13 protein-coding genes are annotated in these 12,785 nt (G+C 62.4%); 5 read left to right on the top strand and 8 right to left on the bottom strand.

The genetic code is table 11. The features are described from left to right. Positions 1 to 3: 3 nt before the first annotated feature. Genes AC1KVE_RS00230 through AC1KVE_RS00220 form a run of 3 tightly spaced genes read left to right on the top strand, consistent with a single transcriptional unit; the run spans position 4 to position 1,819 of the window. Positions 4 to 867 carry a prepilin peptidase gene (locus tag AC1KVE_RS00230; protein WP_016849610.1) on the top strand — a complete coding sequence of 288 codons (864 nt, stop codon included), beginning with the start codon at positions 4 to 6 and terminating at the stop codon, positions 865 to 867. Positions 868 to 880: 13 nt separating this feature from the next. After that, on the top strand, positions 881 to 1,504 hold the full coding sequence (coaE, locus tag AC1KVE_RS00225) for a dephospho-CoA kinase (protein WP_126966295.1): 624 nt from the start codon (positions 881 to 883) through the stop codon (positions 1,502 to 1,504). 9 nt (positions 1,505 to 1,513) lie between these two features. After that, on the top strand, positions 1,514 to 1,819 hold the full coding sequence (locus AC1KVE_RS00220) for a SymE family type I addiction module toxin (RefSeq protein ID WP_425519005.1): 306 nt from the start codon (positions 1,514 to 1,516) through the stop codon (positions 1,817 to 1,819). Between the two features lie 44 nt (positions 1,820 to 1,863). Here the strand turns inward: AC1KVE_RS00220 and AC1KVE_RS00215 are convergent, their stop codons facing one another. From AC1KVE_RS00215 to rimK, 4 genes are all read right to left on the bottom strand, one after another. Then, positions 1,864 to 3,198 (bottom strand): sensor histidine kinase, encoded by a 1,335-nt coding sequence (locus AC1KVE_RS00215; protein WP_016904089.1) that lies wholly within the window; start codon positions 3,196 to 3,198, stop codon positions 1,864 to 1,866. Next, on the bottom strand, positions 3,191 to 3,868 hold the full coding sequence (locus AC1KVE_RS00210; RefSeq protein WP_006448355.1) for a response regulator transcription factor: 678 nt from the start codon (positions 3,866 to 3,868) through the stop codon (positions 3,191 to 3,193). Before AC1KVE_RS00210 ends, AC1KVE_RS00215 begins: the two co-directional genes overlap by 8 nt. Before the next feature lie 31 nt (positions 3,869 to 3,899). Next, a complete protein-coding gene (locus AC1KVE_RS00205; protein WP_049818129.1) occupies positions 3,900 to 4,370 on the bottom strand; it encodes a hypothetical protein in 471 nt (156 codons plus the stop codon). A 226-nt stretch (positions 4,371 to 4,596) separates the two neighbouring features. After that, positions 4,597 to 5,472, bottom strand: a complete 876-nt coding sequence (rimK, locus tag AC1KVE_RS00200) for a 30S ribosomal protein S6--L-glutamate ligase (RefSeq protein ID WP_016904091.1) — start codon at positions 5,470 to 5,472, stop codon at positions 4,597 to 4,599. 516 nt (positions 5,473 to 5,988) lie between these two features. Here rimK and glgX point away from each other — a divergent pair. Together glgX and AC1KVE_RS00190 are read left to right on the top strand one after the other, a co-directional pair. Continuing rightward, complete coding sequence (gene glgX / locus AC1KVE_RS00195) at positions 5,989 to 8,121, top strand: glycogen debranching protein GlgX (RefSeq protein ID WP_065032736.1); 2,133 nt, start codon at positions 5,989 to 5,991, stop codon at positions 8,119 to 8,121. Between the two features lie 226 nt (positions 8,122 to 8,347). Further along, the gene (locus tag AC1KVE_RS00190) at positions 8,348 to 8,656 is read left to right on the top strand and encodes a hypothetical protein (RefSeq protein ID WP_184456705.1); all 309 of its coding nucleotides are present in this window, start codon (positions 8,348 to 8,350) and stop codon (positions 8,654 to 8,656) included. A 115-nt stretch (positions 8,657 to 8,771) separates the two neighbouring features. Here AC1KVE_RS00190 and AC1KVE_RS00185 read toward each other — a convergent pair whose 3' ends face one another. The 4 genes from AC1KVE_RS00185 to AC1KVE_RS00170 all read right to left on the bottom strand — a co-directional run bounded on the left by AC1KVE_RS00185 (position 8,772) and on the right by AC1KVE_RS00170 (position 12,555). Further along, a complete protein-coding gene (locus AC1KVE_RS00185) occupies positions 8,772 to 9,164 on the bottom strand; it encodes an H-NS histone family protein (protein WP_023904915.1) in 393 nt (130 codons plus the stop codon). A gap of 88 nt (positions 9,165 to 9,252) precedes the next feature. Beyond that, positions 9,253 to 9,639 (bottom strand): hypothetical protein, encoded by a 387-nt coding sequence (locus tag AC1KVE_RS00180; RefSeq protein WP_026064907.1) that lies wholly within the window; start codon positions 9,637 to 9,639, stop codon positions 9,253 to 9,255. A gap of 581 nt (positions 9,640 to 10,220) precedes the next feature. After that, positions 10,221 to 11,714: a MobA/MobL family protein gene (locus AC1KVE_RS00175; protein ID WP_184550807.1), complete on the bottom strand. Its 1,494-nt coding sequence runs from the start codon at positions 11,712 to 11,714 to the stop codon at positions 10,221 to 10,223. Further along, complete coding sequence (locus AC1KVE_RS00170) at positions 11,704 to 12,555, bottom strand: DUF4398 domain-containing protein (RefSeq protein ID WP_481092932.1); 852 nt, start codon at positions 12,553 to 12,555, stop codon at positions 11,704 to 11,706. Before AC1KVE_RS00170 ends, AC1KVE_RS00175 begins: the two co-directional genes overlap by 11 nt. Positions 12,556 to 12,785 lie beyond the last annotated feature (230 nt).

Genomic DNA, 12,785 nt, shown 5'->3' with positions numbered 1-12,785 from the left:
GTAATGGCATTTCTCGACCAGCATCCCGGTCTCGGCTTTCCTGCCGCGGCCGGACTGGGACTGCTGATCGGCAGCTTCCTGAACGTGGTGATCCTGCGCTTGCCCAAGCGCATGGAGTGGCAATGGCGGCGCGATGCGCGCGAGATCCTGGAGCTGCCGGATATCTACGAGCCGCCGCCGCCAGGCATCGTGGTGGAGCCGTCGCACGACCCGGTCACCGGCGACAAGCTCAAGTGGTGGGAGAACATCCCGCTCTTCAGCTGGCTGATGCTGCGCGGCAAGTCGCGCTACAGCGGCAAGCCGATCTCCATCCAGTACCCGCTGGTGGAGCTGTTGACCTCGATCCTGTGCGTGGCCAGCGTCTGGCGGTTCGGCTTTGGCTGGCAGGGCTTCGGCGCCATCGTGCTGAGCTGCTTCCTGGTGGCGATGTCGGGCATCGACCTGCGCCACAAGCTGCTGCCGGACCAACTGACCTTGCCGCTGATGTGGCTGGGCCTGGTCGGCTCGATGGACAACCTCTATATGCCGGCCAAGCCCGCCCTGCTGGGTGCCGCGGTTGGCTATGTCTCGCTGTGGACAGTGTGGTGGCTGTTCAAACAGCTCACCGGCAAGGAAGGCATGGGCCACGGCGACTTCAAGCTGCTGGCCGCGCTCGGTGCGTGGTGCGGGCTGAAAGGCATCCTGCCGATCATCCTGATCTCCTCGCTGGTCGGCGCCATCCTCGGCTCGATCTGGCTGGTGGCCAAGGGCCGCGACCGCGCCACCCCGATCCCGTTCGGCCCCTACCTGGCCATCGCCGGCTGGGTGGTGTTCTTCTGGGGCAACGACCTGGTGGACGGCTACCTGCACTTCGCAGGCCTGCGTTGACCGGGGCACGGCGATGAGCGACTTCATCGTCGGCCTCACAGGTGGCATCGCCTCCGGCAAGAGCGCCCTCGCCGCCGAGTTCGAGAAGCTTGGTGTGCCGGTCATTGACGCGGATGTTGTTGCGCGGCAGGTCGTGGCGCCTGGCTCCATTCTCGACGCCATTACCGAGCAGTTCGGCCGCGAGATTCTGTTACCGGATGGAACGCTGGACCGCCAAGCGCTGCGCAAGATCGTCTTCGCCGATCCAGTCCAACGGAAAGCGCTGGAAGCGATCACCCACCCGGCCATTCGCGCAGAACTGCAGCGCGCCGCGCTGGCAGCCGTGGGCCCTTATACGATCGTCGCGATTCCCCTGCTGACCGAAGCGGGCGGACGAGCGACCTATGCCTGGCTAAACCGCATTCTCGTCGTCGATGTGCCGGTGTCGCTCCAACATGCTCGCCTGATGCAACGCGACGGGAGCACATCGGTGCTTGCCGATCAGATGATTGCCGCGCAAGCGTCTCGCGAACAACGATTGGCCATTGCCGATGACGTAGTCAGCAACGAAGGCGACACGGACCGATTGGCGCAACAAGCGCGAAGCCTGGATGCGAGCTACAGGGCAGTTTTACAAACGCATCCAATCGGGCGCTGACATCTACGGGTGCGCACTCAAAATACTGCCATGGACAGTCGGCTGCCGTTACCGCCGGCGAGATCGTTAGCACACGAAGCGTGGCATCCATTACTCCCTTACTACGATGCAGAATCTGGCCGGCCGCACAGCCAGCGGATTCCCAGCGTGCGCTTGCGCGGGATTTGGCTGGAGCAGTTGGGATTTGCGGTTGGGTGCAAGCTGCAGATCACTGCGCGTGCGGGCGAGTTGGTGGTGACGGTGGTGAGCGCTGAGCTGGGTTTTGGGTGCGGATGTTGTTTGGATGCCCTGCAGTGGGAAGGACGATACGTGTAAAGCCCTCGCGCCCGGGTGCGCTCCTACGGGAGTGCGGGTGGTGGTTAGCGATGGAAGGCTAGTGTCGCGATGACGCCGCGCTGCTGGCCTGGGCGCACGCTGACGCGCCAGCCGTAGAGGTCGCACAGCCGGCTGACGATCGACAGGCCGATGCCGCCGCCTTGCGAGTGGCCGGCGTGGGTGCCGCGGTAGCCGCGCTGGAACAGTTTGGCGGCGTCTTCCTCGCTCAGGCCGGGGCCGGAGTCGATCACTTCCACCGCATCGCCAAGCACGCGCACGCGCACCTGGCCGTCCTGGGTGTACTTGACCGCGTTGCCGATCAGGTTGCCCAGCGCCACCGACAAGGCAGATTCGGGCGCGTCGATGACCAGGTCGCGCTCGCCTTCCAGCAGCAGCTCCAGCTGTTTGCCGCCCAGCTGTGCGCGGTGCGCGTCGATCAGTTGCTCGGCCACCTTGGCGACATTGCTGCTACCCTGCCCGCGTTCATTGCGCGAGAGCAGCAGCAGCGAACCGATCAGGTCGCTGCACTGCAGTTCGGCGCGCTGGATGCGCTGCAGGCGTTGCAGCATCTTTTCGTCGAGGTTGGGCTTGGTGAGCAGCAGTTCGGTGGCGCCGCGGATCACCGCCAGCGGGGTGCGCAGTTCGTGGCTGACGTCGGCATTGAATTCGCGGTCGCGCTGTACCACTTCGGTGAGGCGGGCCGAGTAATCGTCCAGCGCTTCGGCCAGCTGGCCAACTTCGTCGTCCGGGAAGTGCGCGGCCAGCGGCTTGGGCTCGCTGGTGCCGCCGCGGTAGGCGCGCAGGCGTGCGGCCAGGTCCGACACCGGGCGCATGACCTTGGACGCCGACCACCAGCCAATCAGCAGCGAGAAGCCGCTGAACACCAGCACCGAAAGCATCAAGGTGCGCTTGAGCTGGATCTCACCCTTGATGGTCTGGGTCATGTCGTAGGCGAGGAAGAACCACTCGCTCGGCGTCTTGCGCACCGCCAGCTTGTACGAATACGCGTTGCCGTTCTCGTCCACGCCGGAGATGGTGTGGATGCCGTCCGGGAACTGATACCACTCCGGCTGTTCCAGCCGCAGCGCTTCGAACTTGTCGCTTTTGACCACCCGCCCACGCATCTGCTGCACCGGCAGGTCGGGGTTGCGCAGCGGGTCGGAATAGAAGCGCTGCGCAAAGGCGTCGATGTTGCGGTTCATCACGTCTTCCACTAACTGGTTTTCCACGCGAGAGCGCGCCCAGTTGGTGGCGAAGGCGAACAGCGTGGTCAGGCAGAAGCCCAACAACACGAACGACAGGATGATGCGGCTGCGCAGACGCCGCCGGTAGCGGCCGCGCCTGCGGGCGGGCCGCGCGCCGTTATTGCTTTCAGGCATCGGGCGAGGCGATGCGATAGCCGATGCCGTGACGGGTCTGGATCATCGGCACATCGAAAGGTTTGTCGACCACCGCACGCAGGCCGTGGATATGCACGCGCAGCGAGTCCGAATCCGGCAGTTCTTCGCCCCAGACGCGGGTTTCCAGCTCCTGGCGGGTGACCACGGCCGGCGAGGCCTCCATCAGCGACTGCAGGATCTTCAAGGCAGTGGGGTTGAGCTGCAACAGCTTGCCGCGGCGACGCACTTCCAGCGTGTCCAGGTTGTATTCCAGATCGCCGGTTTCCAGCACGCGGGTGTGCACACCCTTGCCACGACGCGACAGCGCGTTGAGCCGCACTTCCACTTCCTGCAGCGCGAACGGCTTGATCAGGTAGTCGTCCGCGCCGGAGTCGAAACCGGCCAACTTGTTGTCCAGCGAATCGCGTGCGGTGAGCATCAGCACCGGTGTCTGTTTGCGCGCTTCGTTGCGCAGCTTGCGACACACCTCGATGCCATCCATGCCGGGCAGGTTGAGGTCGAGCACGATGGCGTCGAACTCGTGCACCACGGCCAGGTGCAGACCGGTCACGCCGTCGGCGGCAAAGTCCACCGTGTGGCCGCGGTCTTCGAGATAGTCGCCCAGATTGGCGGCGATATCGCTGTTGTCTTCGATTACTAGAATTCGCACTGAAACCTCAATAACTATGGTCGGGGTGGACTTAGGAGCCCGGGTCGGTGGCCTTGTGTCTCCGCTGCATGGAGCTCATGTCACGCTCGCCGCTGTCACGCAAGCGTCTGCGTTCGGCAACGGTTTTGCAGATCGAAGTGGTGTGATGAGAACCCGTCGCCTTTTCACGCGTACAAACCAGGCGACTTTCCTCACCCGCCCTCGTCAAAATTGTATTGATGAGCTCTTGGTCGTTGTAGACCGCTGCCTTTCGGTCCGGCGTCAACGCCTGTGCATCACCATTTTCTGCCACTGCAATTTCTATTCTCGTGAGCGCAGAAAGCACCTTAGCGCGGTCTTCCTGACTGATCTCGGAGTACTTGGTGCCGCCATCCAGCTCGTTGCGCACTTGAGCGGCCTGCTGGGCGAAAGGCTTCTTGACGTCTACTGTTGCCGAGGCATCCGCAGCACTGACTAGCAAGAGCACAGACAAAGATGCCGTATAACAGAAAGCCTTGAGCATGATCGTTCCTTGTTCCATCGTCCGTTTAACATTTCCTCACTTTAGACTCGACGTCGCTGGTGGAGCAAGCGTGCCTAAGTAAAAAGGCCCAAGTGCGACAACGCACTTGGGCCAAAAGTTCATCCCGATCACCGTCACTGCCGAGAGCGGAGCTACGGTCGGGTGAGGCTAGCGAGGAAAGGATTAGATTTTCGTTAAATTTTTGCTAACAACACTCCCGGCCCGATCAACGGATCGACTGCTCCAGGTGCTGGATGATCGCCGCCGCCACGTCCACCTCGCAGACCCCTTCCACGCCCTCCAGTCCGGGAGTCGAGTTGACCTCGAGCACCAACGGCCCGCGCCTGGAACGGATCAGGTCCACACCGGCCACGGCCAGGCCCAGCGCGCGCGCCGAGCGTACCGCGACCTCCTGCTCCTGCTCGGTGGCCTGGGCCACCGCAGCGCTGCCGCCCAGATGCAGGTTGGAACGGAAGTCGCCCTCGGCCGCCTGCCGGCGCATCGCGGCAACCACCCGGTCGCCGACCACGAAGCAGCGCAGGTCCGCGCCCTCGGCCTCGCCGATGAATTCCTGCACGATGAAGTTGGCATAGAGCCCGCGCAGCGCCTCGACTACGCCGCGCGAGGCGCTGGCTTTCTCGGTGAGGATCACCCCGGCGCCCTGCGCGCCCTCGTTCAACTTCACCACATGCGGCGGCGGGCCCAGCATCGACAGCAGATCCTGGGTGTCGTCCGGGTTGTCGCCGAACACGGTCACCGGCATGTCGATGCCTTGCGCGGCCAGCAACTGATGAGCACGCAACTTGTCGCGCGAGCGCAGGATGGCGTCGGACGGGTTGGGCGTGTAGGTGCCCATGAATTCGAGCTGGCGCAACACGGCGGTGGCATAGCGCGTGACCGAGGCGCCGATGCGCGGGATCACCGCATCGAAGCCGGTGATCGGCTTGCCCTTGTAGTGCAGGCTGAAACCGTCGGCGGCGATGCGCATGTAGCAGCGCAGCGGGTCGAGGATGCGCACGGTATGACCACGCTTGCGCCCGGCCTCGATGAGCCGCCGGGTCGAATACAGCTTGCTGTTGCGGGAAAGAATGGCGATTTTCATCGCGGCAGGTGTACGGCGGGGCCTGGACATGGTCGGAGTCTGATGACGGAGTGACCCAAGTCCGTAGGTCTGCCAGCCGACTGCACGCGCGGGCAGCTTCCCTGCCCTTGCACGTTGCGCTCGACGGGTGTGCGACGGCCCCGAGAATGGGAGGTGGAAGTGACGCAGCAAGGCAGCTGTAAGACTGCACGCGCGGCGTGGCTGCGACGGCCCGGATGCTAGCAGGGCGGCTGCGCAGCGCTCAAGCGCGCTGACGTACCTCGGCACAGGTGATGCACGGCGCAGGTTTGCCCGCGACAGTCGCGCAGACAACGCAGCAGACATGCGCGACTCAACGTCTCAGCTCCATCCGCGTCAGCGCGCGCTTCCGTCACCTCGGTCGGAATGACCGGCCGCCGCGCGCCGTATCGACCGCCCTCACGCCGCCCCCCTGTCGTCGTGACGCAGTTTGCACAGCGCAACCCGCAATGCTTGAGTTCCCTCAATGCCGGCATGCCGGCGCACCCGAGACTCTCAATGCGACGTCCAGCAAGCGCGGCTTACGCCAACCCCTCCCGCATCCGTCAAGGACGCCCGTTTCCGCGCGGTGCCGTCTTCGATGGCCAGGGCACCAATTTTGCGTTGTTTTCCGCGCATGCCACGCGCGTGGAGCTGTGCCTGTTCGACGAACAGGGCACCGAAGTGCGGGTGGATCTTCCGGAATACACCAACGAGATCTGGCACGGCTACCTACCCGACGTCAAACCCGGCCAGCGCTACGGCTACCGCGTGCATGGCCCGTATGAGCCGACCGAAGGCCACCGCTTCAACCACAACAAGCTGTTGATGGACCCGTATGCACGCGAGATGGATGGCGACCTGATCTGGGCAGACGAACTGTACGGCTATACCGTGGGTCACCCGGACGGCGATCTGAGTTTCGACGAGCGCGACAGCGCGCCGTTCATGCCCAAGTGTGTGGTGGTTGAAGACACCTACGACTGGGAAGACGATGCGCGCCTGCTCAAGCCGTGGAACGAGACGGTGATCTACGAGACCCATGTGCGTGGCTATACCATGCGCAACCCGCAGGTACCGGAGGCCGTACGCGGCACCTTCGCCGGCCTGGCGCAGCCGCAGGTGCTGCAATACATCAAGGACCTGGGCATCACCGCAGTGGAGCTGTTGCCGGTACATGCGTATCTGGACGACCAGCATCTGCTGGACAAGGACCTGCGCAATTACTGGGGCTACAACACCATCGGCTTCTTCGCGCTGAAGTCGCGCTACCTGTCCAGCGGACATCGCGATGAGTTCCGCGACATGGTCAAGGCCATGCACAAGCAGGGCCTGGAAGTGATCCTGGACGTGGTCTACAACCACACCGCCGAAGGCAGCGAGCTGGGCCCGACGCTGTCGTTCAAGGGCATCGACAACGCCAGCTATTATCGCCTTGCCGAAGACAAGCGTTACTACATCAACGATACCGGCACCGGCAATACGCTCAATCTGAGCAACTCGCGGGTGATCCAGTTCGTCAACGACTCGCTGCGCTATTGGGCCGGCGAGATGCATGTGGACGGCTTCCGCTTCGACCTGGCCACGATCCTGGGACGCGAGCCCAGTGGCTTCGACCAGCGTGGCGGTTTCCTGGATGCGTGCAACCAGGATCCGTTGCTGTCGGAGGTCAAGTTGATTGCCGAACCCTGGGACTGCGGCCCCGGCGGCTACCAGGTCGGTCATTTCCCGCCGGGCTGGTCGGAATGGAACGACAAGTTCCGCGACAACGCGCGCGAGTTCTGGAAGGGCGAGGATGGCAAGCTCGCCGAGTTCGCCACGCGCTTCACCGGTTCGGCCGATCTGTTCGATCGTCGCGGTCGCCGTCCATGGGCGTCGGTCAACTTCATCACCGCGCATGATGGATTCACCCTGCGCGACCTGGTGAGCTACAACGAAAAGCACAACATCGCCAATGGCGAGGACAATCGCGACGGTTCGTCCAACGACGGTTCCTGCAACTATGGCGAGGAAGGCGATACCGACAACGCGGACGTGCTGCAGATCCGCGAGCGGCAGATGAAGAACCTGCTCGCCACGCTGCTGCTCTCGCAAGGGACGCCGATGATGCTTGCCGGTGACGAGCGTGCGCAGTCGCAGGGCGGCAACAACAACACCTATTGCCAGGACAACGAGATCACCTGGCTGGACTGGGAAAACGACCCGACCGATGGCCGCCTGACCGACTTCGTCAAGGCACTGACACAGTTGCGCAAGCGCTATCCGATCCTGTCGCGCGGCCGCTTCCTCAACGGCCAGTACAACGAGGAGGCAGGCCTGCGCGATCTCACCTGGCTCAATCCGGGTGGCACCGAAATGGACGACGCGCACTGGACCGATGCCGGCGCGCGCTCGGTGGGACTGCTGCTGGAAGGCAAGGCACAGACCTCCGGTGTCAAGGAGCTGGCCAACGACGCCACGTTGTTGATCGTCATCAATGCCTACCACGAAGGCGTGACCTTCACCCTGCCCTCGGCCGACGAACCGGTGCACTGGAAGCTGGCGCTCTCGACCGACGAAGCGCTGGAAGTGGACATGATGCCGGCCGGCGCCAGCGAATTCCTGGCCCCGCCGCGCAGCGTGTCGGTGTTTGAGTGCAAGAACGATCAGTAACACTGATGCGGTAACACGAACTCGCGGCCTGCCGGAAACCCGGTAGGCCGCGAGTTTTTTATTGCTTCGACATCGGCGACGGAGGCTACGGCTTTAACAGGATCTGCGCTATCGATTCATGGATGTCGATGCAGCAGTGCAACTCTGAAAGTGACAGCCAGACTCTGCGTCGAGCGCGGGGAAGCAGAATCGCTGCCGGCGCGCCGCAATCGCAGATAGAGCTGCAATGGCTTTGCTTGCCAAAGCGCTTGGAGCAGTGGCTTGGTCTCTAGTGACGCGCGTGGCGATGCGGCCTGGTGCAGTATTTATCGAGTTACCGCTCGCCTTTATCGATAGCCGATCAACCAACTTAAAAAAAACGAAACAGCCGCACCCGGCAATCACGCATTTCGAGTACATCTATCGAAAAACCCGCCGCTTATCGCGACGCACTGTGCTTAAACAATTACATCGCCACAGCAAGCTGGACGCGCAATTCGCTGGCTCCGGCCTAAAGCACGGCGACATCGGCAAGCATCACCACACCCAGACGTGATTGCACGATCCGGCAGCGTCTCGAATGCGGCAATGACGGCGATAACACCAAAGTGCACGACGGCCGTGGATCGCTAAGCGTTACGCGCCCTAGCCAGACCTTGAAGACGCAAAACTCAGCCCGGATATAGCGGAAATCGCTTGTCCGGATGATTGGCCTTCCATTCCTTGTAGGAGCTGGTGCCTTCCCAGGCCTTGAACGCACGCGGCGTGCGACCACGCCCGGACCAGGTCTCGCCGGAATGCGGAATCCAGTACTTGGCCACCACTTCGCCTGTGGACGACAACGGCCCCTTGGATTTGCCAGTCATTGCCAGCGAGGCAATCTGGGACTTCTGCTTGGCATTGAAGCGGCTGCCGAATTGGGTCAGCACCTCGACCACCTGGTCGAAGGCTTCCAGCGTCTGGGCATACTTCAGCTGGGCTTCTTCCTGCTCGAGCTTGCGCAGCTCTTCCAGCAATTGGGCTTTGGCGGCGGCAGAGGGTGAAGCGGGCGGAACCTGGCGCATTGGCAAAACTGAGGTTGGACGGGTCAGCGAGTATTGCCGCTGCGCCGGCTAGCGTAAAGCGGCAGGACGCGCCCGAGTCTGGCTGCGCTCAGCGATGGCGCAGCAAGGCATGCTCGCGGGCCATGGTCAGCACCGGCCCGATGCGCCCGGCCCGGATCAGCTCACCGCAGTGCTTGCCAACAAACTCGACCCTGGGCGCAGAAAACCACTGCACCACCCGATCCAGCTCGCCGGCGTTGATGGACCAGGCATGGCAGACCGCTTCGCCCAGCTCTTCCACCCCCACCAGCCCCAGCTCGCGAATCTGCTCGGAATCCAGCGCGAACATCTCCAGCACCTTGCCAGCATCGTCCGGCGTGCCGTAACCAAAACGCATCTGCTCGGCGCGGTGAGCAACCGAGGCTGCCCGCGCGGATTCGGCGCGGCGTATGCCCTTGAGAAGTGCGCCGATGAGTTGAGGATGCGTGGCGGTCATGGTGCTCGCTCGATGATGGCTGCCACTATGCCCATCGCCGCGAGCCCGCTCAATCAGGAGGTTCCTGACCATGGGCAAGGAAATAGCGAAGCGCGCAACTGGCGTTATTCGCCGCGGCGCGCTGCAATCAATGCCGGTCCAAACACTAAATGTTATGTCCGGCGGCACCGTCGCAATCGGTTGTAGCCGACGAAAACCCCCGATCCGCAGTTAAAAAGCCGACGGCTGAAAACCAATCGTTACCATCGACTGCGGAGGCTTGAGCTGCGCCCTGAAATTGCATGTCAGGGAGTAAGTGCAATCGCGCAGCGACCGGCCCAGAAGGTAAGCAATTCAGTTAGGACGGATCAGATATCGAGCAATCCGCGCTGGCCTAGTGGACAAGATCGTCAGAGGCCACTGCCGGACATGGAGCGGGCGATGGGAGACTACTCCAGGTCATCCGGCTCCGAATAAGAACAAGCACTTGGGAAAAACCCGGCCTCCCAAGGCGATACCTAAAACGATACCCGGGCAGTCTACCCGCTCCCCAAGCCCTTCTGTCCAGCCCTGACGGCCCTAGGGGCTACCCCGTTCACGACTCACTGGCCAGGCCGCGTTGGCGACCTGGGCTTCAACTCGCGCCTGTTGGAGTCGCTTTGCCTATGCCCGCCTCCCTCCGGCGGGAACGGCCCAAACGGATCCGGCTCGATCGGGCTCACTCGCGTGATGTGGAAGTCCCGCTCCATACCATCGCGCGCGCTTACCATCAGCTCACGCGCTTGGTTGAGTCGGCGCTCGCACTCGATCAACGCCAGTCGCGAGACGCCGCCCTTGGCCTTGAACAGCTCGCGTCGCGCACGGAGGACTTCCTCCTTGGGAGCTGGGTCGGCAGGGTTCTCGGCTTCGGACACCCGGGCCAACGCAGTGGCGAGTCTTTGCCGCTTGTCGTGGGGGCGACGCAGTTCCATCGCGTAGTTTTGGATCGCCCAGGACAGTGCCTCGGTGTCCTCAAAGAGAGACGACTTCGTGCCGTAGACGGCCACGCGCCTGGTCCGAAGAGATGCCAAGGCCTCGACGAACTGAGGTTCCAACCGGATGCACGGAATTTCTTGGACGCTATCCAGGGCTGCTTCGGCGGCGGCAGTCTGGGCCGCCAGCCATTGTTCGATGAGTTCGGCCTCGGAGTTCAGGACGTCCGCCCCGTTGCCACCCTGTGCCCGCGCGATCCGCCCCAGCCTGCCAAGCCGCAGGGCGGTGTAACTGGGCTGCCCCGCCTGCCTGGGACGCGCCAGCCTTCCCCAGACAATCGGGGGCTTCTGAAGAGGGTTCGCGCGCCTGGCGGCGATCCGATCGGCCATGGCTGACCCGTGGGAGTGCTGGTCAGGCGTTGCCACCAGCGCACCCCTGGCTGCGGCCGCGGCGATGGCCTGATCCATCTCCGACACGGCAGCCTCCCGGCTCGCGTGGGTGCCCACCTTGCCCACGTGCTTCGTAGGGGGCCGCGTCAAACGGATGGCTGACTGGTGGTCGCCGCGTGCAGCAGCGGCCTTGGCTTGGTCTTTCAGGCTTCGATGGTCGACGGCCTCCTCGATCCCAGCTCGGGCCAGATGCGCGTTGATGAGCGCACCCACTAGCTCACGAACTGCGCGGACCTCCTCGGCTCCCTTGCCTCCTCGTGCATCGAACGCCAGGCCAGCGCGTTCACCCAATCCTTCTGGGCCAACCTTGCGCGAGGACATCAGAAGATGGGTGTGATGGTTGCGCGTGTCGCTCCCACCCACAGGTTCATGGATGGCAACCATGACGACGCACTGATAGCGATCAACCAGCAACTGACCTAGCGCGATTGCCTCCTCACCCAACGACACAAGGCAATCCTTCAAGTATTTGCCATGTCCTAATCCCGCCGCAAGCTTCAGAACCACCTCTGCTTCTGAGCAACTTGCCAATAGCAGACGGGTGCACTCGATTGAGTGGGTGGCGAAATTTCCTTCCGATATCTCAACAAAGCGAGACAGTCGATGCAGGTCCTCTTCCAATGTAAGGAAGTAGGCCCAATGAATGTCGCCCTCTTCCAACCATTTATCCGTCATGGTTCACACCCTCCGCAGTGCCCGATGAGGCCCCGTCCACTGGTTTCTCATCCGAGAGAACAGCGAGATCGATCAGATAGCTCTTATGGCACTCTGGGCAAACCCAGCACGTGCCACGCTTGATCTCATCTTGAAATAGTTCGATCTCGTGGGTGCAGCCGGGCGTCCGACATGTAGAGCGCACGATCATTGGCTTCCATTCAAGCCTTCCGTCTTCGAGCACTCGGCCAGCGTGTGGAGCGCTGCAGTGGATGCACTTGGCTACCAGATCGGTAGTTCCTTGCGGCACACGTTTGTGGATGGGTTTGTCGCAACGACAGCATCCAAAGTTCGAGAAATTTCCAAGCGTGCATTTCCAAACGGCAGAGCTAAGCGAGGCGTCAATTGCCTGAGCCGCCTCTTCCAAGCGAGCGCGAACCTTCCCAGCATCCCAGCCTTTGCCGTCGCTGTGCTGTTGGATGGTGGGCATGTGAAGAAACGAACTAACCGCCTGGTAATGCAGCTTGATCTCTTTGAGTCCGAACACGACATCCGTGCCCATTGTCGACATTGTCTTGGGCGCCACGCCCAATGCAGGCTCTTCACCCATACGGAGCGTGTAGGTAGATCCGGACGTGGGGTCAATCTCGATTAAGGCATCCATGAGCTGCTTTGGCTGCCATTTGGCCAGAGCACCCAGCGGCAACTCTTCGAGATAGCTTTGGGCACGGTCATAGGTCAGTGCCTCCATGGCCAAGCGCAAGTCGAGTGCGGCATAGCGCAACTGCTGGTCCTGGCCCAGCAGTTTCTTGGCGCGATCCAGAGCTTGCCGGGCCTGCGTTCGATATTGATGCTTAGGCATTTGGCTTAATCGTGATTGGTTCTCGAAGAGAATTCAGACACAATCCGAGTAAATGCGCCACTCAGGCGGCATCCGCGGCGTGAGACTGATCTGCGGCTGCGCACAGCGCTGTCATCTGGATTGTGCGATCCAATAGTAAGCAGCAACGCCATGTGACACAGCGCGCTTACCTAGGCTTGGTTGTCAACGCATACCTCGCAGTCAAGCTGTCAAAGAGCACTGCATCACAT

This window comes from Xanthomonas sp. NCPPB 2864, assembly GCF_056675615.1.
This window is presented reverse-complemented; position numbering and strand designations above follow the sequence as displayed.